Annotated in this window: 20 protein-coding genes; 9 read left to right on the forward strand and 11 right to left on the reverse strand. The window is 51.0% G+C overall.

Annotated elements, in window-relative coordinates; translation table 11 throughout:
* Positions 1-4: 4 nt before the first annotated feature.
* Genes F3F93_RS06960 through F3F93_RS06970 form a run of 3 tightly spaced genes read left to right on the forward strand, consistent with a single transcriptional unit; the run spans position 5 to position 3,803 of the window.
* Entirely contained in the window at positions 5-2,287 is a 2,283-nt protein-coding gene (locus F3F93_RS06960; RefSeq protein ID WP_176958455.1) for an OmpA family protein, read from the forward strand.
* Complete coding sequence (locus tag F3F93_RS06965) at positions 2,284-2,787, forward strand: Rab family GTPase (RefSeq protein ID WP_206675390.1); 504 nt, start codon at positions 2,284-2,286, stop codon at positions 2,785-2,787. Before F3F93_RS06960 ends, F3F93_RS06965 begins: the two co-directional genes overlap by 4 nt.
* Positions 2,784-3,803 carry an adenylate/guanylate cyclase domain-containing protein gene (locus F3F93_RS06970; RefSeq protein ID WP_176958456.1) on the forward strand — a complete coding sequence of 340 codons (1,020 nt, stop codon included), beginning with the start codon at positions 2,784-2,786 and terminating at the stop codon, positions 3,801-3,803. The genes F3F93_RS06965 and F3F93_RS06970 overlap by 4 nt, the downstream gene beginning before the upstream one ends.
* A gap of 34 nt (positions 3,804-3,837) precedes the next feature.
* On the opposite strand, the gene F3F93_RS06975 is transcribed toward F3F93_RS06970, so the two are convergent.
* Genes F3F93_RS06975 through tatA form a run of 4 tightly spaced genes read right to left on the reverse strand, consistent with a single transcriptional unit; the run spans position 3,838 to position 5,363 of the window.
* On the reverse strand, positions 3,838-4,032 hold the full coding sequence (locus F3F93_RS06975; protein ID WP_176958457.1) for a hypothetical protein: 195 nt from the start codon (positions 4,030-4,032) through the stop codon (positions 3,838-3,840).
* Entirely contained in the window at positions 4,025-4,792 is a 768-nt protein-coding gene (gene tatC, locus F3F93_RS06980; RefSeq protein ID WP_206675391.1) for a twin-arginine translocase subunit TatC, read from the reverse strand. Before tatC ends, F3F93_RS06975 begins: the two co-directional genes overlap by 8 nt.
* The gene (locus tag F3F93_RS06985; RefSeq protein WP_176958458.1) at positions 4,789-5,142 is read right to left on the reverse strand and encodes a twin-arginine translocase TatA/TatE family subunit; all 354 of its coding nucleotides are present in this window, start codon (positions 5,140-5,142) and stop codon (positions 4,789-4,791) included. The genes tatC and F3F93_RS06985 overlap by 4 nt, the downstream gene beginning before the upstream one ends.
* Positions 5,143-5,177: 35 nt before the next feature.
* Positions 5,178-5,363 carry a twin-arginine translocase TatA/TatE family subunit gene (tatA, locus tag F3F93_RS06990; RefSeq protein WP_176958459.1) on the reverse strand — a complete coding sequence of 62 codons (186 nt, stop codon included), beginning with the start codon at positions 5,361-5,363 and terminating at the stop codon, positions 5,178-5,180.
* Positions 5,364-5,659: 296 nt separating this feature from the next.
* Between tatA and F3F93_RS06995 the strand changes: the two genes are divergently transcribed.
* From F3F93_RS06995 to F3F93_RS07020, 6 genes are all read left to right on the forward strand, one after another.
* Positions 5,660-6,028: a response regulator gene (locus tag F3F93_RS06995; protein ID WP_176958460.1), complete on the forward strand. Its 369-nt coding sequence runs from the start codon at positions 5,660-5,662 to the stop codon at positions 6,026-6,028.
* Positions 6,025-9,066, forward strand: coding sequence for a response regulator (locus F3F93_RS07000; protein WP_176958461.1), 3,042 nt, complete (start codon positions 6,025-6,027; stop codon positions 9,064-9,066). Before F3F93_RS06995 ends, F3F93_RS07000 begins: the two co-directional genes overlap by 4 nt.
* Positions 9,063-9,443 (forward strand): response regulator, encoded by a 381-nt coding sequence (locus tag F3F93_RS07005; protein ID WP_176958462.1) that lies wholly within the window; start codon positions 9,063-9,065, stop codon positions 9,441-9,443. The genes F3F93_RS07000 and F3F93_RS07005 overlap by 4 nt, the downstream gene beginning before the upstream one ends.
* A gap of 128 nt (positions 9,444-9,571) precedes the next feature.
* Positions 9,572-11,521, forward strand: a complete 1,950-nt coding sequence (locus F3F93_RS07010) for a response regulator (RefSeq protein WP_176958463.1) — start codon at positions 9,572-9,574, stop codon at positions 11,519-11,521.
* A gap of 86 nt (positions 11,522-11,607) precedes the next feature.
* Positions 11,608-13,407, forward strand: coding sequence for a flagellar hook-length control protein FliK (locus tag F3F93_RS07015; protein ID WP_176958464.1), 1,800 nt, complete (start codon positions 11,608-11,610; stop codon positions 13,405-13,407).
* Entirely contained in the window at positions 13,404-13,688 is a 285-nt protein-coding gene (locus F3F93_RS07020; RefSeq protein ID WP_176958465.1) for an EscU/YscU/HrcU family type III secretion system export apparatus switch protein, read from the forward strand. Before F3F93_RS07015 ends, F3F93_RS07020 begins: the two co-directional genes overlap by 4 nt.
* Before the next feature lie 8 nt (positions 13,689-13,696).
* On the opposite strand, the gene F3F93_RS07025 is transcribed toward F3F93_RS07020, so the two are convergent.
* The 7 genes from F3F93_RS07025 to F3F93_RS07055 form a co-directional block, all read right to left on the reverse strand.
* Positions 13,697-13,915, reverse strand: a complete 219-nt coding sequence (locus F3F93_RS07025) for a hypothetical protein (RefSeq protein WP_176958466.1) — start codon at positions 13,913-13,915, stop codon at positions 13,697-13,699.
* Positions 13,916-13,926: 11 nt separating this feature from the next.
* The gene (locus F3F93_RS07030; protein WP_176958467.1) at positions 13,927-14,694 is read right to left on the reverse strand and encodes a hypothetical protein; all 768 of its coding nucleotides are present in this window, start codon (positions 14,692-14,694) and stop codon (positions 13,927-13,929) included.
* Between the two features lies 1 nt (position 14,695).
* On the reverse strand, positions 14,696-15,682 hold the full coding sequence (locus F3F93_RS07035; RefSeq protein ID WP_176958468.1) for a tetratricopeptide repeat protein: 987 nt from the start codon (positions 15,680-15,682) through the stop codon (positions 14,696-14,698).
* A 231-nt stretch (positions 15,683-15,913) separates the two neighbouring features.
* Positions 15,914-17,584: an energy-dependent translational throttle protein EttA gene (gene ettA / locus F3F93_RS07040; protein WP_176958469.1), complete on the reverse strand. Its 1,671-nt coding sequence runs from the start codon at positions 17,582-17,584 to the stop codon at positions 15,914-15,916.
* A gap of 181 nt (positions 17,585-17,765) precedes the next feature.
* Positions 17,766-18,266 carry a hypothetical protein gene (locus F3F93_RS07045; protein WP_176958470.1) on the reverse strand — a complete coding sequence of 167 codons (501 nt, stop codon included), beginning with the start codon at positions 18,264-18,266 and terminating at the stop codon, positions 17,766-17,768.
* A complete protein-coding gene (locus F3F93_RS07050) occupies positions 18,263-19,417 on the reverse strand; it encodes an ATP-binding protein (protein ID WP_176958471.1) in 1,155 nt (384 codons plus the stop codon). The genes F3F93_RS07045 and F3F93_RS07050 overlap by 4 nt, the downstream gene beginning before the upstream one ends.
* Before the next feature lie 255 nt (positions 19,418-19,672).
* Positions 19,673-20,596, reverse strand: coding sequence for an RluA family pseudouridine synthase (locus F3F93_RS07055; RefSeq protein ID WP_241697028.1), 924 nt, complete (start codon positions 20,594-20,596; stop codon positions 19,673-19,675).
* Positions 20,597-20,639: the final 43 nt, after the last annotated feature.

Raw genomic sequence — 20,639 nt, forward strand, 5'->3', positions numbered from 1 at the left:
AGAGATGAAAGAGACAGAAGATATCGAGCCAAACCGGGATGACAGCAAAGATAGTGATCTGAAGCGCTTAAAAGCACTTCTTCTGGGCGATGAATCCGAACAACTGGCTGAAATTCAGGAGCACCTGCATAACCCTGAGCTGCAAGCAGCTGATGTAGGGCGTGTCCTGCACCGTGCTGTAACCATCAATCAAGAGCATGCGCCTGATGCCCTGAGGGATGTTTTGACACCAACCGTTGAGTCAGCACTCTATAAATCTGTTCGCAATAGCCCTGATCGTCTTGGAGAGGCGCTCTTCCCTGTCATGGCACCGGCAATCAGAAAATCGATCGTATCGATCATGAGCAGCATGGTGCAGTCACTCAATCAGATGCTCGAACACTCTTTCACCCTTAAAGGACTGAAGTGGCGACTGGAAGCGCTGCAGAGCGGCCGTTCTTTCGCAGAGATTGTGATGCTGCATACCCTGGCCTACCGGGTTGAACAGCTCTTCCTTATTCACAAGGAGAGTGGCCTGCTGCTGCAACATGTCAGCTTTGATGAGGCGGCCAACAAGGATGCCGATCTGGTCTCCAGTATGCTGACCGCGATTCAGGATTTTGTACGTGACTCCTTTCAGGTGGGCGAAAATGATGCCATCGACAAGCTGCGCATCGGCAGCATGGAGGTATTCATTGAGGCGGGCTCCAAAGCAGTCATTGCCGCTGTTGTACGGGGCAATGCCCCTGCTGATTTCCCCGACACCCTGCAGCAGAGCAGTGAAGCGATTCACAAAAGGATGGCAGACAAGCTGGATGCGTTCGATGGTGATACAGCCCCGTTCAATGCCATTCGCCCTGAACTGGAGAAGTGCCTGCTATCAAAGTCCGCCAGTTCCGGTTCACCGTCAAACCTGAAAGCAGTTCTGGCGCTCTCCGCAGCAGCGATCATCCTGATTGGCTGGTTCTCCTGGGGGGCATATCAGTCGCACCGGCAGTCACTTCTTGTTGAGGCGCTGGATGCTGTTCCCGGCATAACTGTTATCCGCTCCTCCGACCGGAATGGCGCGCTGCAGATCTCCGGCATGCGAGATCCTCTGGCGGATACACCGCAAAGTGTGCTGCGTGAATATCAATTCTCCGATGATGATGTGCAGATGCAGTGGAGTCCCTATCAATCACTGGAGCCTCTCTTGATCATCAGACGGGCCAGAGCATTGCTGGCACCGGCAGATCAAACAGAGCTTGCATTAGATGGTAGTGAGCTTGTCATTTCAGGCGTAGCCACACAGGTTTGGCTTGAGCGGGCAAAACAGCTGGCCCCTGCCATGGCCGGCATCACCGGCTTGCGCAGCGATCAGCTCATCCTCACCGATTCGCCTGATTACCTCCTGCAACTTGCACGCAAGCAGCTGGCTCCACCTGCAACTGTGCAACTGAGCATTCGCGGGCACTCACTGCTGGCCAAAGGCAGCGCACACCACAAATGGATTCTCACTGCAACAGCTGGCGCCAGGAAAATACCCGGCATCAGCGCTTATGATGATTCTGGGGTGATTGATCTGGACTCCGATAGCTACCTTCTTTCTGAAGCCAGAAAGATTTTATTACCACCATCAACAGTACGACTGAAGGTAGAGCAAGCTCACCTGTTCGCCAGTGGCCGAGCCACCTCAGAGTGGATCGCAAACGCCAGGCAACAGGCGCATGAGATCAATGGTATCAAGCGCTTTGACGCCAGCAAACTAACAACCATTATTACAAGCCCGAGTGACAGACAGCTGCTGGCAGAGGCTAAACGCAGACTTGCACCTCCTGAGGGTGTCACCTTAAGCGTAGAGCAGCGCATCCTGAGTGTCTCCGGCATTGCCCCTTCCGCCTGGGCCAAAAAAGCCATCGAACAGGCCAAATCGATCAAGGGCTTAAAGGGATATGATCAACAAGCGCTGGTCATCGCAGAGTCAGCGCTGAAGGCGCTGAAGAAGAGACTCAATGGTCTGCAGCTGAAATTCAGGGCTGGCAGCAGCCAGCTGGAGAGCGACGAAGAGCAGAAGATTTCACAACTGGCTCTGACACTGAACAAACAGGCCTCGCTCATACAGATGGCACAGGCCCATATCGATATCACAGGCTATTCAGGACTCCTGACCAATCGGGCTCATGCGCTGGCGCTGAGCCGTGCAAAACATGTTACAACCCTGCTGACAACGCAGGGTGTTCCTTCGGCATGGATTCGCACACATGGACAAAAAGAGCGCTCCTCTGACTGGGCGGTAGACCTTGATCTGAAGTGGAAGCCACTGCCTTGAGTCAGGTTTTGCAGAAAAAGGTCTGTCTGCTGGGCGCCTTTGCAGTAGGCAAAACCAGTCTGGTCAGCCGTTTTGTAAAAGGCATCTTCTCCGAAAAATACCTCTCCACGATGGGTGTGAAAATTGATAGAAAGAATCTGCAGATCGGTGATGTCACCATCAATATGATGCTGTGGGATATTCACGGTGAAGAGAGCAATAAAAAGGTGCCTGCCGCCTACATGCGTGGCACTGCCGCCTATCTTCTTGTCGTCGATGGCACGCGCGCCAGCACCATTGCTGCAGCCCGTGAGTTGCATGAACGCATGCGTGCTGAAGCGGGAGATATTCCCTTTGTCGTACTGCTTAACAAAAGTGATCTACAGGATGAGTGGCAACTCAGCGACGGCAACATGGCAGCCATGCAGGCTGAGGGCTGGGAGTGCTTTTTGACCAGTGCCTGCTCCGGCCTGAATGTCGATTTAGCCTTCACCAGACTGGCTGAGAAACTGGCCTCATGAGATCAGCGGAGTTGCCGGATCCACTGTTCTCCTATCTGGCCGATCTCTATATCCACCAGGCTTCTCCGGCATGGATCAGGCTGGATTCTGATTGCCGCTGTATCGCCGAAGCAGGCGGTAGCTGGCCCCGCTACCTGGACAAGCCAAAGCTTAACCCCGGCAGTGAACTGGAAGAGCACTTCATTGTTCTTTGCGGGCAATCCTTTGATCAGCCGTTTGTGCTACCACAAATCGAGCTGCAGGATGGCCACTACACGGATATCCACCATACACTTATTGATGGCGTCTCATGGCTGCTCTTTCTTGATGTCACTGAACAGGTCAGTGCGCAACAGCTGCAGCAGCAGAATGCCAATGAGTTAAGCCTGCTTAAAGACCGGCAAAAACAGACTCTGGATCGCTACATGGGTGCAACCATTGCCGAGCTGAGTGTCGGCGGAAAATTAACATTTAATGCCTCTGGCGAGCGCAGGCAGATCACAACCATGTTTATCGATCTGCGCAGCTTTACCCTGTTTAATGAGGCTTATGACCCCCAGCATGTAATGGATACACTCAATCACTACATGACAAAGATGATCCCCCCCATTCTGGAGGAGCATGGCCTGATCGATAAGATAACCGGTGATGGTGCCATGGCCGTATTTGGCGTTCAGCAGAGGCATGCACCTGCTGAGAGTGCGCTACGGGCTGCCTGTAAAATTCAATGTGATGTTGCTGACTTAAACCGATCTCGTCGAGAGCAGGGAGAGTACGTGATGGAGGTCGGCGTTGGCATTGCCAGCGGTGAAGCGGTACTGGGTATTTTAGGTGCCCATGATCGACGTGCATTTACGGCCATCGGGCCGCACGTTAATCTGGCAGCAAGGCTTGAGAGTATCGCCAAAGGCGGTGAGATTTTAGTCGACTCCGCCACATTCAAGGCAACATCGCATCTGATCAGCAGTCATCAGCAAATGGAGATTGAGCTTAAAGGCATTGGCCTCACTCCCGTTTACAACCTGCAGACTTACTAGTCTGAAGCAATCGTGCGCACAGCCAACCGACCGATCACCTGCTTCGGTTCAGTCGCCCTTTCCTGAAAACAACAACCAGCACAAGCAGTGCAGGGACAAGCCAGCCGATGTGATCGAACTCCAGTAGCCAGTGCCAGATGGATGCAGCTTCAATGTGTCCGTGACCACTATGGGCCAGCGCCAGCGATGGTGCGAATAGAGCCGCAAGCGTGATGTACAGTTTAGACATGTTCAGTCTCCTCTCTCTTCATTTTGGCCAGAAACAGACCAACCTCATAGAGCAGCAGCATCGGGATACCGAGCAGCACCTGTGAGATGATGTCCGGCGGGGTGAGAATGGCTGCAAAGATGAAAGCCCATACTACCACATAACGGCGTTTATCAGCCAGTGACTCAGCATCGACAATATTCAGACGCACCAGCAGCATAATCACTATCGGAATCTGGAAACTGACACCGAAAGCAAAGAGCAGTTTCAGCACCAGTGAGAGGTACTCTTTTACTGCTGGCATGGCCTGAATATTCTCCGTCGAGAAGCCGAGGAAGAACTCAAAAATCAGCGGAAATACAATATAAAAAGCGAAGGCACCACCGGCCAGCAGCAGGCCGAGTGAAGCGAAGAAGTAGGAGACAAATGCCTGTCGTTCATGGGCATAGAGTCCCGGCGCAACAAAGGCCCAGAACTGGTAGAGGGTAACCGGCGCTGTCGCAAACAGACTTAATACCAGTGCAATCTTCAGGTAGGTGAAAAAGACATCAGGCGCATTGAGGAACACCAGCGGTGTATTCGGCGGTAGCGCATCGCGCATCGGCATGGAGATGTAATCAAATACCGGTTCGGAGAAGTTCATCAGCAGCATCACACCGATAATGTAAACGATAATGGCGATACTAAAGCGACGACGCAGTTCACCGAGATGGGCGAGAATGGATGCCGGTTCGCTCTTGCTCTCCTCATCATCCAGTGCGTTCATCTCATCCTTGCTCACTTGTGAGCCTCATCCGCTTTCACTTCAGGCGCTTCAATAGCCTCCTGTTGGACAACCGCAGCAGACCCCTGAGCAATGGCAGGATCAATCACCTGACCACTCTTTTTCATCAACGCTTCGTTAAAGCTGCTGATATCACTCTCCGAGAGCGCATCTTTGATTTCAGTCACGGGAGTGGTCAGTGGTGCGGTTTCGGCATCAATCTGACGTTTCACATCAGAGATCCAGCCACGCCCCTTGCGAACGACACGCCCAACCTGAGCGAAGAGCTCCGGCATGCGTTCAGGCCCCAGCACCAGAAAGGCGATCACACCGACAAGCAGCAACTCCAGCAATCCAATATCAGGCATAAGCTTCTATTCCCGGTTCATTCCCTGGAAGCCGGTTACTTCTTATCGACAGAGTCTTCGTCAGCGGATTCTGTTTTCTTGTCGTCATCAGCAATATTGGTGCGGAAACTTTTGATCCCCTTAGCCAGCCCTGCCCCGACCAGCGGCAGCCGCTTGGCGCCAAACAGCACCACGACAATGATCAGAATCAAAATAAGTTCCGTAGTTCCAAGTCCAAACATTGCATTTACCCCTCAAAAAACTGCTTTACAGGCAGCCAAAGCTACCACCAACATCGTTTGCGGACATTACGCAATTTCACACTATCGGCAAGCAGAGCAAAGCACGACAGATCTACCCCCCTCCACGCTGATTCGTTGAAATCATGACGTTTTCTGCAACAGTCCGGATGCAGATATTAAATTGAACCTATTTTTCGCCAAATAAATGACATCAGTAATGGAAATAAAGAGCTTGTCATTGAAAAAACAACGCGTTAGACGTTGCGTCAATATTTCTTCTCTCAAAGGGTGAATGGATGATATTGATTGTTGACGACAATGATGCGATTCGGGAAATGCAGGTTGCTGTGCTTGAGTCCGCCAATTATTCGGTACGTGAAGCGTCCAGCGGCAGCCATGCGCTGACCCTTGCTGAAGAGACAAGACCTCAACTGGTATTGATGGATATCACCATGCCCGGCATGACCGGCTATCAGGTGCTCGACCAGCTACGCGAAAAATATGGTAGTGAACTGCCCATCGTCATGGTCAGCGCTCTGCCAGAAGATGAAGAACGTGATATTGCGCTGGCCAGAGGGGCAACCGATTACATCAGTAAACCCTTTGATATCCCTTCAGTATTGAACTGTGTAAAACAATTTTTACCTGACACCATCACTGCATGAGTCCCCACTCGTTCAGGCTGGCAATCATCGGGGCAGGTCGCGGCGGCCTTGCCCTGCTTAATGTACTGCAGGATGACAGCAACATCGAAGTCGTTGCCATCTCCGATGCTCGTACCGATGCCCTTGCCCTGCCTCTGGCAACCTCGCTCTCCATCCCGATCTGCCAAAGCATAGAAGAGATTCCCGATTGCGACATGGTGATCAATGTGACCGGCTCCGCTGAAGCCTCAGAGCAGCTGCGTCAGCACTTCTCTTCTGATGTGGAGATCATGGAGGGCAAGGCTGCACACTTCTTCTATGATCAGGTTGGTAAACGCAAAAAAGAGAAGGAGCAGGTGGAGCGCATGCTCACCGAGCTTGAAAAACTCAACCGCCTCGGTCGCCAGCTCAACACCACCAACAACCTGACTCAGATGCTAAAGCTGGTGTTACGGGAAGCACTATTAGTCACCAACTCGCCTGCCGGAACCATCTCCCTGTATGACAAATCGAGCCGGGAGCTATCGCTGCATACCGCTTCGGGTTTCAGTGAGGGTTTTGAGGAGCAGGAACCCTGGCTTGTAAGAGCCGGGGGATTAACTGAGCGCATTCTCAGTGAACGTAAACCATTCGTGGTTCCCAACATCTTCGAATCAAAGGACTTTAATCTGAATGTTGTTTTAGCCAATGAGGGCGTGGAGGCACTGGTAGCGCTACCGCTGGCCCTCGGCGATGAAATTGTCGGCATCCTCTATGTGAACGATTTTGCACCACGTACTTATGACGACAATCAGGTCACTATTCTCGATCTTCTGGCCAGCCAGGCCTCGCATGCGATTCAGAAGGCACGCCTGTTTCAGCGCATTGAAGATGAGAAACGCGAACTTAAACTGTTAAATGAGCATCTGGAAACGCGCATCATGGAGCGCACCAGTGACCTAACCAAGACCAATGAAGAACTGATTCGCTCCAACCAGGCCAAATCACAGTTCCTCAGCAACATGTCACATGAACTGCGCACGCCGCTCACCTCTATCAACGGCTTTTCCGAATTTCTTATCGATGGTTTTGTCGGCCCGCTTAACGAGGCGCAAAGCAAATACCTGAAGAACATCAACCTTTCGGGCAAGCATCTGCTGGAGCTGATCAATGGCATCCTCGACCTATCCAAGATCGAAGCGGGCAAAATGAGCCTCAAGCTTGAAAAGGTTGATATTCCTCCCCTGCTCGATGAGATCATGCTGGTACTGGAGGGTTTCGCCAACAAGGCCAACGTTAAACTCAACCTTGAGTGTATTGAATCTATTCCCGGTGTATTTATTGATCGCACCAAGTTTAAACAGATCCTCTACAACCTCTGCTCCAATGCCATTAAATTCAGCCCTGAAGGCAGCGAGGTAAATATTCTTGTCAATTACGACAAAGCCTCGTTTATCAGCGGCAATGAAGAGAGCTATGCCACGCTCTGCATCGCTATTCGTGACCAGGGCATCGGCATCGCACCGGAAGATCAGGCGATCATTTTCAACCCGTTTGAACAGGCCGATGGGTCGCACTCGCGTCACTTCGAAGGCACCGGGCTGGGGCTCACACTTACCAAACGACTGGTTGAGATGCATGGCGGCACCATCACTGTTGAGAGCACGCCCGGTGAAGGAAGCTGTTTCACCTTTACCCTGCCGGTAGAGACCATCATACCTACAGCCGTTGAGCATCTTGAGCACCCCTCCGGAAGCTCTGAGTTCGTCAATCCAATATACAATAAACCCGACAGCGTCGCGGCTGATGCCCCACTGATTCTGGTGGTTGATGATGATGCCCACTCGCTGGAGATCAGCACCCTCTACCTCTCTGATGCCGGTTACCGCGTCTGCCACGCCATGAATGGCGAAGATGCGCTGGATATTGCCCGCCGAAAACGCCCCTTCCTGATTCTTCTGGATGTGATGATGCCCGGCAAAGATGGCTGGGAGGTACTGCAGGAGCTGAAACTGGATGCCGAGACCTCCGATATTTCTGTTATTATGTGTACGGTTTCCGAAAATGAGGAGCTGGGCATGGCCCTCGGTGCCACCGATTATCTGGCCAAACCGATTGATCGTGATCTGCTGGCCTCCAAATTGTCAGTGCTCAGTAAAGGGCTACACAGCAGGCACAGCAGGCTGCAAATACTGGCCATTGATGATGATACAAAGGTTCTCGAGCTCTATGACGCCACCCTCTCAGCACAGGGGTATCGGGTGCATACGGCAAATAATGGTCCTGATGGCATCACGCTGGCTGAAACAATCGAACCGGACATCATCCTGCTCGATCTGATGATGCCCGGCATGGATGGTTTTGAGGTGGCAGAACAGCTGAAGCGGCAACCGCGAACTCAGGATATCCCGATTATTGTGGTCAGTGCCAAAGACCTCTCTGTAGCAGAGAGGATACGCCTGATGGGCCATATTGAGGACTGTGTCAGCAAGGATACCTTTACCAAAGAGCAGCTGCTGCAGGAGATTCAGCATTTTGAAACCCTCTACCCGCAACAGGCCGGACTCAAAGACTCTATCTCAGGCCTGCTCAACCACCGTTATTATCAGATTCGCCTCGGCCAGGAGCTCTCCCGCTCAGCACGCAACGGCCAGAATCTCGCCTGCGTACTGATTGATCTCGATGGCTTTGCCCGCTTCAGCGAACTGGTCAACGAAGGTTATGTACATGCTGCTCTGCGCAAAGTTGGCAACTTCTTCCTGACCAACCTGCGCGGCTCCGACATCGCCACCCGCCACCGGATTGACGAGTTCGCCATGATTCTCACCCAGACCGAACTTGAGGGGGCTCTGCTGGTGGTCAAACGGCTGAAGAACCTGATTGAAGCCTACCCTTTCCCCGGAGAGGAGGCGTTGGGAGGAAATGGCATCACCGCCTGCGCAGCCATTTCGGTCTTCCCGGGTGATGGTAAAACAGCTGAAAAGCTGATGCAGAGCTGTCATAGCCTGATTCAGAGAGCCAAGTCTGAAGGGGGCAACAGGCTCACCTACCACGAACATGGCAAAGTCGTGATTCTGTGAACGATTTCTCAGGCAAAAAAATAGCGGTTGTGGATGATACCGACAGCATTCTGATGCTGTTTACTGCACTGCTGGAGGTGCATCAGGCCCAGACCAGCACATTCAACAGCGGCCGTGAGTTCCTTAAGCAGGTCGAGGAGATATCTCCGGATCTTATCCTGCTGGATATCCAGATGCCTGATATGGATGGTTATCGGGTACTTGAGGGCTTAAAACAGCTGCCCACTACAGCTGGCATCCCAATCGTTGCCCTGACTGCACACGCCATGAGTGGCGACAAGGAGAGAATTCTGGAGAAGGGCTTTTCAGGTTATATCGCCAAACCGGTCGATACCCGCGCCTTTCCCGATCAGATCGCCTCCTTCCTGGCACGTTAAAACAGGCTGCTCGACAGAGCCCAAGCTTCCCCGGAATTGCAGGCAACCTCATATGGCGCTATCTTAGCTGTGGGGATTCGATTCAGTTCAAACCTGCGCACATACAGAAGCAGCCTAGTGAGGAGTGATTGCAGTTAAGCCACAACACGCTTAAAGAGAAGCTGACCACAACTATTATTTTCTGGGGCATCGCATTCCTGGCTTCACTTGTGGCGCTCTTCTTTCTTTTTTCCCACGCCATTGAGGGTTATATCCTTGATGTTGTGTATCAGAGTGATATGCCTGTTGAGAGGGCCATTGCAACCACCATGGGCTGGATTGCAGTCTTTCTGCTGGTTCTGCTGTTTATTGCGGTCAAGGGGTTACATTACAGCCTGAAAAAGCAGCTGGTTGAACCCGTTGAGACACTACAGGTCGCCATCGAAAACAGAACCTCATCTCAGCATGAAATTGAAATGCTGTTAACCGATCTCCCTTATGAAGCATCCAGAGTACTTGAACTTTATGACCGTCTGAAACACTCCCACGATGATCTGCGCAGCCGTGTTGTTGATATGATGGAAGCGCTTCCCACCTGTTTCTGGTGGTCGCTGGATGGTAAAAAGTATGAGGGCATATCATCCAAGTCGATCTCCCTGCTCAAGCAATCAAGTGATGAGATTATTGATCAACCACTATGGTCCTGGCTCAACTCCCGTGCGCAGAGCTCAGGCAATGAGGCGATTCTGATGCAGGCGATCAAGCGCAGGGAGGATCGCGTCGACTTTGCCTATCAGGCGGAGATCGATGGCCAGACACGCTGGTTCGGCGAATCTGTGACCCTCTGTTACAACAGAGATGGCACGCTGGATATCATGTACGGTATTATCAACGACATCAGCACCCGTAAAAACAGGCAGCAGGCGGAAGCCGAACAGCTGGAGCTCTCGCAACGCATGGAGTCCACTGCGACACTGGTTGGTGGTATCGCTCACGAATTCAACAATGCACTGGCAGGCATGAACGGTAATATTTTCCTGATCAAACAGTCGACCAAAGATGCGGTGACGCGCCAGCGCATTGGCCGGGTTGAGGCATTGATTCAGCACTCTGCCACCATGATTGAGCAGATGCTGGCTTTTGCCCGCAAAAGCTCCATGCGTCCGAAATCAGTCAATATCGTTGAGTTCCTGAAACACTTCCATCTTGCACTGCAACCGAAACTGGCAAGCAACATCCACTTTGATCTGCAGATACATCATCTCGAAAAGCTCGGTGAACAGCCAACCATTCAGGCTGATCCGGCAAAACTGCAGGAGGCATTGATGCAGCTGATCAGTAACGCCTGTGCAGCTACTGAAGAGATAAGTTTTCCACAGATCACCATTGATGCGAACACGCTTGATGTGGATGAGAGCTTCCTGCGCAGATACCCGCATCTCTCATCCAGTCATCTGGTGCATATCCAGCTTCGCGATAACGGCTGTGGTATTAGCAAGGAAATCCGCAGCAAAATCTTTGAACCATTCTTTACCACACACGAGGTCGGCAAAGGAACCGGACTGGGACTACCCATGGTCTACGGGTATATCCGCCAGCTTGGTGGCAGCCTTGAAGTTGATAGCCAGCCCGATTGTGGTGCCACCTTCCATATCTATCTGCCCAGAGTCATTGCCCCACCCAAAGCGACTCAACATGCCGACTCCCTGCTCAAAGGTAATGGTGAGACAATCCTGATCATTGATGATGAACAGATCTTCCGCGAATCGACCTGTGAGGTGCTGCAGCGCATGGGTTACAAAACGTTGGATGCCGACAATGGCAAAAACGGCATCGAAATTTACAAACAGTACAAGGATGAGATTCGCCTTGTCTTCATGGATATTCTGATGCCCGGCATAACCGGCATTCAGGCCTCACGACAGATCAGAGCGATCAATCCAACCATCCCGATCATCTTCCTGACCGGTTATGACCGCACCCAGCCACTGGAAGCCGAAGTCTATGAAGAGCACTCTGAACTGATCAATAAACCGTTCCGTATTTCGGTGTTGAGTCAGGCAATTCAAAAAGCGCTGAAACAGAGCAGCAAGCATTAAGGGCCGCCTTGCTCATCCGATCATATCAGCCACACCTTCGGCCTGAATCTCTTCAGCTGAGCCATTTTTTTCCGATATCCAAATAGATGCGCACCGATGCACCCCAATGGGCTTCCACACTTCTGCAGAAAAGCGGCAGCCTGCCACTGCAGATTATCTCAGGTCAAAGCGCCAAACTCACCTCGGGCGAGGTGATGAAAGGACTGGTTCAGAATACAGGTGAAAACAGCAACGCCTTCAAGGTCGTACTCAAAGGCGAAGCGTTCATCGTCAAAGGGTTACCCGCTGCGCTGGATGGAAAAGAGGTCGCTTTTATAGCCAAAAAGGTAGCCACAGCCACAGGTTCACGCACTGAACTGAGCTGGTTGAGTGCGGCCAGAGCGGAGGCAGGGAAAGGCAATAAAGCCACTGCCCATCAGGCAGAGAAAGGGGCAGTGAACAGTGCCGCAACAGCGGCCGGAAAAACTGCCGGGGCAGCTACAGCGCAGACAGGACAGCAAACTGTGCAGCAGGCTCATCTGCTCTCAAAAGCACCGGCAACCATTCAGAGAGGCAAACCCTTCTTCGCCCGCATCGATCAGATCGAACAAGGACGCATGACCCTCACCATTCAAACAGCGGAGGGTAAACAGGCAAAGGCTCCACAGGGCAGTGTGCCTGCTGCCAAAGTACAGCTGATCGCCACACAGATCTCAGATGCCAAAGAGGGGCAATCGATCAAGGCTACGTTAACACAGGCTGGCAGTGAGAAACCCCTGCTGATGATTCAACCCCAGCCGCAGGTTGCAGGTAATAGTGCTGCGGCAGCCAGGATGCAACAGCCGGTCAGCTTCAATATGCAGCCCGGAGAGCAGACGATGGCCGTGGTTCAGAGACGGCTGGATAACGGCAATGTACTACTGAAGATTCAGGGACAAAACGTTGAGGCCCCTGCCCCGGCTCATGTCAAAGCCGGTGATGCGCTGGAGATCAGGATGATCAAGGCGCCCGCTGAATTTCAGGTGCTGCAGCTGCATAAAAACATCCCGGAAAAAGCGATGTCGCTGGTGCGGGGAAATCTCACATCAAGTGCAACACCGGTTGCGCAGAACCTGACCACCATCAAAAACCTGCTGCCGACCATGCCGGCCAACGAGATGGCCAGCATCAAAGGGCTGCCGCAACTCGATAGCTGGATGAAAGCCAGTGAGAGCAGCCGCGACTATCCGATCAATGGTGAACGACTGGGGCAACTGATTCGTGATTCAGGGGGACAACTGGAGTCCAAACTTCAGGCCATGATTGCCAAAGGCGGGCAGAGTCAAACCCTCACATCAGATCTGAAAGCGATCCTGACACAGGTAGCTGGCGATCAGGCTGCTGCAGGCAAGATACAGAACAGTGAAGTGCTGCGCCTGATCACCGAAGCCAGCCAGCAGAGTCTCTCGCGCATGGAGACCGGACAGGCACTGAATGTGCTGGCCAACCTGCAGGGTGAGCCTCTGCGTGTCGAATTCCCGATGCTGGTCGGACAACATATGATCAATGTGCAAATGGCTGTGCAGCAGCATGGCGCGGGTGCAGAACAGCGCGAGACAACCGGTGGTTCTGAGCAAGGCTACTCGGTGCTCTTTGCGCTGGAGCTAAGTGGTCTGGGCAATCTTCGCGTCGATGCCAATGTCTCGGACAACGCGGTACATGCCCGCATCTACAATGAAGACAGCGCTGTGCGTCACTTCATTCAGGAGAATATTCATCGTCTGGAGGAGCGGCTGCAGAGCCTGGGCTTTAAAGAGGTTTACCTGCTGGCATCCCCGACCAGACCCGATGCTGAAAAACAGGCGCGATTTGATGAGCTGACCAGCATGCGTCCTGCCTCATTCAGTCTGCTGGATGTGTTGGTGTGAAGAAGCAACAGGCCGTCGCCCTCAGATGGGACCCCCTCCTCGATACGGCACCAAAAATGGCTGCCAAAGGCAGTGGTTTTCTGGCCGATGAAATTATCCGGTTAGCTCAGGAGAACGGTATTCCGATTCGTGAAGATCACGATCTGGTGCAGATCTTCTCGCTACTGGATATTGGTGAGTCGATCCCACCGCAAGTGCATACCGCCATTGCCGAAATACTGGCCTTTATCTACTGGAGCAATCAGCAATACACCGAAATTTTTGATGATCCTAAACGCTGAACAGCGTTTTATTTACCACTCTGCTCGTTGCGAACAGCAAACAACATATTTGAGACAATCAGACCCGGACAGATGCCGGTCAGCGATGCAAAGATAAAGAACAGCGCCGGGATATAGAGCAGCCAGTGCACCGTAGCAAAACCGGTGAGCCAGATGCCAGCCCAGAGGATGGAGCCGGCAATCAGAAAGAAGAAACGCATCGGTTTGCCGATCAGATACTTTTTCATAGCCCCTCCTGTCATGCCTGAGCTTTTGCAACCCTGCGCAGGGTCGGAACTTCCAGACTGGCCTGATCTGCTATAGCCAGTGCCCGTTCAAGTCTTGCCGGTGCCGAGCGTCCCATACAGCCATGCTCAGGGTCACCATCAAAGGCTTTGAGCATCCCTTCAATCAGTGCAATGCGATTGACCTCTTCACCCGTGAGATACTCCTGAATATCGAGCACATCTCCGGCCACCGAGCAGGCCAGATCATTGTGGTTCAGCCACAGCTCACGCACGTTGCCTCCAGCCTCAAGACCGGCGATATTGGTGGTCAGAATGTAGAGGTTTTTCAGCACCAGCTCGAACAGCAGCGCTGCCTCATCCTTCACTACGGCAACAGGGATATCGAGTGTGCCCAGCGCCTCTTTGAGCAATCCGGCAAACTCACCGTAAGCTGGAGAAGCAATGACCACCTTGGAGTCCATACCCTTTTTCTTCTCAAACCAGACTGAGATCACAGTCGGATCATCCAATCCATGCTGCAACCAATCACGCGGCAAAAGCTCATTCTGCAGCAGCACTACCCTGCTGCGCCAAACATCCGGCAGGTTCTGCAGGGTTGCATGCAGATCCTTCTCGGCCACCGCCACCACAACCAGCTCAGGCTCAGCCACATCAGCCGCGACAAGCGCCATATCCATCTCACGTGTGACCGGTACTACCGGATAACCAAGCTTCATAAACCCACGTGCAAATACCGATCCGATCTCACCAATACCAATAACAACTACAGCTTTGTCCATCTCACTCTCTCCAGGCCTGTTTCTGTTGATACGCGTGCAGCCGGGCTTCACTCTCACTGATCAACGTCGGCTCTACTTTAATCTGCTGCTGCAGGGCAATCACCTTCTCCTGCGCCATGACAGCATCGACATATCGCCCCACCTCTGCATAAGCGGCGGCAAAGGTATCTAAAACCATCGCCCTGTTCAGATCATCCAGCTGTGCCAGATCAATCCCCTCAATCACCTTCAGGGCAGCTTTGCCGTTACGAATGCCACTGCCTTTAGCCGTTGCCAGCAGCCATGCCAGATTGTTACTGGCGAGCCAGTAACCCTGCTCAGATGCACGGCGATACCACATCTCCGCCTTGCCCAGATCCTGTTCAACACCGATGCCGTGGTTATACAACCGCCCCATCTCATGCTGACCAAGTTCATTACCCAGCTTGGCTGAGAGCCGATACCATTTAACAGCACTATTCAGATCAACCGGATGACCGTCAAAGCCGGATTGATAGAGATTGCCAAGCGCCCACTGCGACCATGAATCAGCCCGATCAGCACCTTTCTGGTACCAGTTAAAAGCTGTGGCCATGTTTTTCTCAACACCTTCGCCCTGCTGGTACATTTGCCCGATAAAATAGGCTGCCATATTGTCGGAAGCATCATAAGCAGCCTCTAACCAGCGCAGGGCCTGTTTGGGATCCTGAACTGCAGCCTGACCGTTGTTGTACATCAGACCCGCCAGCCGCATCGCTTCGGGGTTAAACTGCTCTGCACTTTTGAGAAACCAGACCAGCGCCTGTTCTTCATCCTTCTCAACGCCGGAGCCATGATAATAGCGTTTACCCAGCTCAAGCTGGGCTTTGGCATCACCCTGCTCTGCCCTCTCTCTGCTCTGATTAAATGCAGAGCTGACCAGCAGCGCATCAAAAAAACCGATTTTCACCGCTGCCACAACAGCAAGCGCCATCACAGCCAACACGATAAACAACGGTTTTCTTCTCATATCGACTCCCTCATTAACATCTTCACCACAAAGGCCTCTCCTGCGCATCCATGCGCTCACGGCATTTGTACATCCTGTACGACAACCGAAGGCACAAAGAAGGACAACAATAAAATGAGTTAGAAAGGGAGCTAATCTTTTTCATATTCACTACACATGAAATACCAAATGACAGATTATTTACCTTTCTCTGATTTCCTTAGTGACTTTGTGCCTTCGTGGTTAACCCTTTTAAACCAGCTTCTTATATTTCATGCGGTGCGGCTGGGTGGCATCTTCACCGAGACGCCGTTTCTTATCGGCCTCATACTCTTCGAAGTTACCCTCAAACCACTCCACATGCCCCTCACCCTCAAAGGCGAGCATATGGGTAGCGATACGGTCGAGGAACCAGCGGTCATGCGAGATAACAATCGCGCAGCCTGCGAAATCAAGCAGCGCCTCTTCCAGCGCACGCAGGGTTTCAACATCGAGATCATTGGTCGGCTCATCGAGCATCAATACATTGCCGCCCTCTTTGAGCATCTTGGCCAGATGCACGCGGTTACGCTCACCACCGGAGAGCATGCCGATCTTCTTCTGCTGATCGCCACCCTTAAAGTTAAAGCGACCGCAATACGCGCGGCTAGGCACCTCTACCTTGCCCAGATACATCGAGTCGGTACCGCCTGAGATCTCTTCCCATACTGTTTTGCTATCATCGAGCGCATCACGGGACTGATCGACATAGGAGGCTTTGACGGTATCACCAACAATCAGTTCACCTGAATCGGGTTTCTCCTGACCTGTCAGCATACGGAACAGGGTTGTTTTACCGGCACCGTTGGCACCGATAATGCCGACGATACCACCACGTGGCAGATCAAAGTTCAGATTCTCGATAAGCAGCCGATCACCGAATCCTTTGCTGACATTTTTAGCCTGAAAGACGATATCACCCAAACGCTCACCGGATGGAATGAAGATCTGTTTGGTAGCATTACGCTCCTGCGTCTCGCGGCTGGAGAGATCATCAAAGGCTTTCAGACGCGCTTTGGATTTGGCATGACGCCCTTTGGTGCCGGCACGCACCCACTCCAGCTCCTGTTTCATCGCTTTCTGGCGTGAGGACTCCTGTTTCTCTTCTACCGCCAGACGTTTCTCTTTCTGCTCCAGCCAGCCTGAGTAGTTACCCTCAAACGGAATACCGCGACCACGATCCAGCTCAAGAATCCAGCCTGCCACATTATCAAGGAAATAACGGTCATGGGTCACCGCCACCACGGTACCCGGATAGTCGTGCAGGAATCGCTCCAGCCAGGCCACCGATTCAGCATCGAGATGGTTGGTCGGCTCATCGAGCAGCAGCATATCGGGATTGGAGAGCAGCAGTTTGCACAGCGCAACACGGCGACGCTCACCACCGGAGAGCTTGGTTACATCGGCATTCCAGTCAGGTAGACGTAGTGCATCGGCAGCAACATCAAGCTTGCGATCAAGGTTATGGCCGTCACCGGACTCAATAAAGGCCTCCAGCTTGGCCTGTTTGACTGCAATAGCATCAAAATCAGCATCGGGATCGGCATAAGCAGCATAGACCGCATCAAGCTCGGCCAGCGCATCCTTCATCGGCTGCACCGCCTCTTCAACATTACCGCGCACATCCTTGCTCTCATCAAGCTCAGGCTCCTGCGAGAGGTAACCGACACGAATACCGGGGGCCGGACGCGCTTCACCGAGAATCTCGGTATCTAGCCCAGCCATAATTTTCAGCAGTGTCGATTTACCGGAACCATTCAGACCCAATACGCCGATCTTGGCGCCGGGCAGAAAAGAGAGGTAGATGTCTTTAAGAATCTCCTTCTTATTGGCAACAACCTTGCCAACGCCCTGCATGGAATAGATATACTGATAATCAGCCATTATTAAATCTCCGAGAGAAAAGTGTCTGCGCAGGATATGACTAAAGCCAAACGATTCAAGCTGGCGTATCAGATTGAGAAAAAATACAGCCAGCAATTGATTGTTCGATGCTTATCAATCGTTAAAGGGTAGCGTCCCCTTTAGCCAAATTAGAATGGCTTTTCACAAGATGAGAGGGGAATTATTTACTCTTGTAGAATTTATGTTGCTCATCCAAAAAGACAACATAAAACGTGTTGCTGTCAAACCGCTGTTTAGTTTTAGAATGCAAAGTCCCATTCTTGTCTTCAGGGATGATAAATCCAACTAGTCTTGAATCAGATTCAAGCCTAAACCTCGCCCATCGAACATCTGCAGGAATATATTTTGGGTGTATAAAATCAGACTTGGAAGGGAATTTCCCATAAACAGCAAGAACTTGGCCACGTTTTTTTCCACTGCCTATAGGGGTTTTCATCCAGTGCTTAAGAGCTTCTCCTGAATAGCACTTCAATTTATCCAATAGTTCAATTAACTGCTTTTTGCTCCATTGGTCAAATGATTGCCCTGCGCCTTGAGAAAAATCTATATATGAAAAATTAAACTTACACTTCACCGTTAACTGGTCGGATTGAGAATCCAAAATCGAAAGCGGCATACTCTCAAGAAAAGAGTTCTTTCTTAAGCTCATGGTTTTTTTCAAAGCTTTGGAACCCCACCAATTCTGCCAGTCTTGTATATTGGAACAATTGGCCGATCATTTCTTAATATGTCACCCGGGATTTCGTCCAATCGGTAGGCAAAACTTTCATTTTCTTCTTTGGCTACAAATACAGTCCTATACTTACCCAACACATCTAAAACTTCAGTGTTATGAGTTGAGAAAACCAATTGTGCATTATTTGGATTGGTCTCTTCATCAGTAAATAATTTTATCAGCCATGGAAGGATGTCAGGGTGCAAATTTATATCAAATTCATCTAAGACTAAAACCCCCCCCATCTCTAGCATGATTTTGTATCTCCAAAGTTGCTTATACAGTGATTGAGTTCCACTAGATTCAGCAAAAATTGGTAAAGGATGAACTTCTTCATCGATTTTATGCAAAAAAACAGGAATATACTCTTTCTCTTCGACTTCTGGATTAGATCCATCTTTCTGTATAACTTTTATATCGTAAATAGCTTCATCAAACTTATGGATCAACTCTTTTGAAAAACCGAGAACCTCTGAATGCTCAAAATACAACTTACTAATTGCTGATTCAGTATCATTGGACGCATGCATCAATCCAGCATAAGAAACATTGCTAGAAATTCGTCTAAAGAAATTATAAATTGGCTCCATGCAATCAATTTCATATTGATGAGCAGTGCTTACAATTGAAGCATTAGAGCGAAGCTTCTTGATTACTCCAAGTTCTTTATACTCGTTAATACAATTCTTCAGCTTATTACCTTTTCGTTCTACTATAGGAGAAAACCTTTTTTTCTTACGAAAAATACATTCAGAGATAACCTCATCTCTAGATGACACTAACTCGTATCTATAGGTTACATCATCTACAATAAACTCAACATATATAAAAGACTCATCCTTATTACGAAAAAAGGACTCATAATATATTGGCTCCTCAGGCTTCCTGCTAAACGAGTTACAGCAAAAGTTGTTTAGAAAGGGAATTATCTTTAACGCATTTGTCTTACCAGAACCATTTGCACCTTTAACACAAAGAACATTGGTAAATGATTTTCCATTGGAAATATAGCCTGGGCATTTTGAGCCTAATCTCAATGAGATTTCAACCCCTTCTTTAAAACAGAAAAAGTTTTGAGCACCAAATTCCAATAGCATTAAGAACCCCTTGTTGATTGATTTCGCCTAAACCCTACATTTGACAATCAATATTTCAACATTTAAAGCCTACTTTCCGTCACCATCTGTCACGTTATCGAAATACAGCTGCCCTAATGTGCCTCATAGATTATATCATATCCACTATCTGTTTTTTCCGTAAGTAGCGTCGCGCCTACCTCAAGACGGCCAAGAGTATCTGGCCAATCACCACAGGCAACCATCGACCAATAGCGGTATTCGATGTCAGCTGAATTACTTATGAAGAAGTGGGTTCCAGTTGGCTGGCCAGTCGGCTTTTAGTTCGAGAGACTTACCGGTAATCGGATGATCAAAACGAAGACGCCAGGCGTGTAGCATGAGGCCTTTGCCGCCGAGGGATTTGTAGGCGGTGAGTTCATCCTTTTCGGCATATTTGCCATCACCAAGAATGGCATGTCCCTCATTCTGTAACTGCACACGCAGCTGGTGGGTACGGCCACTATGGGGAGTAAGCGCGACCATGGCGTAATCCAACCCGGCGCGCTGATAATGTTTCATCACCTGATAATCGGTGACCGACTCTTTGCCATCTTCTGAATCAACCACCATGCGCTCACCACCGCGCACAATACCCTTGGCAAGCTTTGAGCTCATGCGTCCGGCATGGGCAAAAGGGTGGCCGCTAATCAGCGCGAAATAGGTTTTCTGCATGTCGCGTTCACGGAATGACTCGGTGAGTTTACGCAGCGCCTCCAGATTCTTGGCCATCAGCAGCACACCGGAAGTATCACGATCAAGACGGTGGGCAAGCCTGAGATCAACCAGTCCGCGCTGTTCTTTGAGCGCTTCGATCAGCCCTGCATCGTGACCGGAACCGCCATGCACTACTAAACCTGCCGGTTTATTCACCACCAGCAGCCAATCATCCTCGAACAGAATCGGCAACTGCTCCGCTTTTCTGAGCAGCGAGGCGGGAATGTGCATCGCATCCTGAGGCTCGGGTTCACGCAGGCTGACCGGCAGAAAGATCAGGTCACCACTGCTTACACGCGACTCGGGTTTTACCCTTTTTTTGTTTACCCGAACATTGCCCTTGCGGATCAGGCGCAGGATCAGCGCGCGCTGGCCCGGGCCGAGGTGGCGGATCAGCACCCGATCAAGGCGACTTCCATCTTCATTCTGGTCTACTGTTAACATGCCGTTTTCGTGCATTTTTGTTGCCAAACCGCCTTTGGGCTAT

This window comes from Mariprofundus sp. KV (assembly GCF_013387475.1).
Lineage (GTDB): Bacteria > Pseudomonadota > Zetaproteobacteria > Mariprofundales > Mariprofundaceae > Mariprofundus.

What these genes read in the sequence shown, in the direction of transcription:
- F3F93_RS06960 (WP_176958455.1), top strand. Translation starts at nt 5, where the DNA reads ATGAAAGAGACAGAAGATATCGAGCCAAACCGGGATGACAGCAAAGAT.
- F3F93_RS06970 (WP_176958456.1), top strand. Translation starts at nt 2,784, where the DNA reads ATGAGATCAGCGGAGTTGCCGGATCCACTGTTCTCCTATCTGGCCGAT.
- F3F93_RS06975 (WP_176958457.1), bottom strand. Translation starts at nt 4,032, where the DNA reads ATGTCTAAACTGTACATCACGCTTGCGGCTCTATTCGCACCATCGCTG.
- F3F93_RS06985 (WP_176958458.1), bottom strand. Translation starts at nt 5,142, where the DNA reads ATGCCTGATATTGGATTGCTGGAGTTGCTGCTTGTCGGTGTGATCGCC.
- tatA (WP_176958459.1), bottom strand. Translation starts at nt 5,363, where the DNA reads ATGTTTGGACTTGGAACTACGGAACTTATTTTGATTCTGATCATTGTC.
- F3F93_RS06995 (WP_176958460.1), top strand. Translation starts at nt 5,660, where the DNA reads ATGATATTGATTGTTGACGACAATGATGCGATTCGGGAAATGCAGGTT.
- F3F93_RS07000 (WP_176958461.1), top strand. Translation starts at nt 6,025, where the DNA reads ATGAGTCCCCACTCGTTCAGGCTGGCAATCATCGGGGCAGGTCGCGGC.
- F3F93_RS07015 (WP_176958464.1), top strand. Translation starts at nt 11,608, where the DNA reads ATGCGCACCGATGCACCCCAATGGGCTTCCACACTTCTGCAGAAAAGC.
- F3F93_RS07025 (WP_176958466.1), bottom strand. Translation starts at nt 13,915, where the DNA reads ATGAAAAAGTATCTGATCGGCAAACCGATGCGTTTCTTCTTTCTGATT.
- F3F93_RS07030 (WP_176958467.1), bottom strand. Translation starts at nt 14,694, where the DNA reads ATGGACAAAGCTGTAGTTGTTATTGGTATTGGTGAGATCGGATCGGTA.
- F3F93_RS07035 (WP_176958468.1), bottom strand. Translation starts at nt 15,682, where the DNA reads ATGAGAAGAAAACCGTTGTTTATCGTGTTGGCTGTGATGGCGCTTGCT.
- ettA (WP_176958469.1), bottom strand. Translation starts at nt 17,584, where the DNA reads ATGGCTGATTATCAGTATATCTATTCCATGCAGGGCGTTGGCAAGGTT.
- F3F93_RS07050 (WP_176958471.1), bottom strand. Translation starts at nt 19,417, where the DNA reads ATGCTATTGGAATTTGGTGCTCAAAACTTTTTCTGTTTTAAAGAAGGG.
- F3F93_RS07055 (WP_241697028.1), bottom strand. Translation starts at nt 20,596, where the DNA reads ATGTTAACAGTAGACCAGAATGAAGATGGAAGTCGCCTTGATCGGGTG.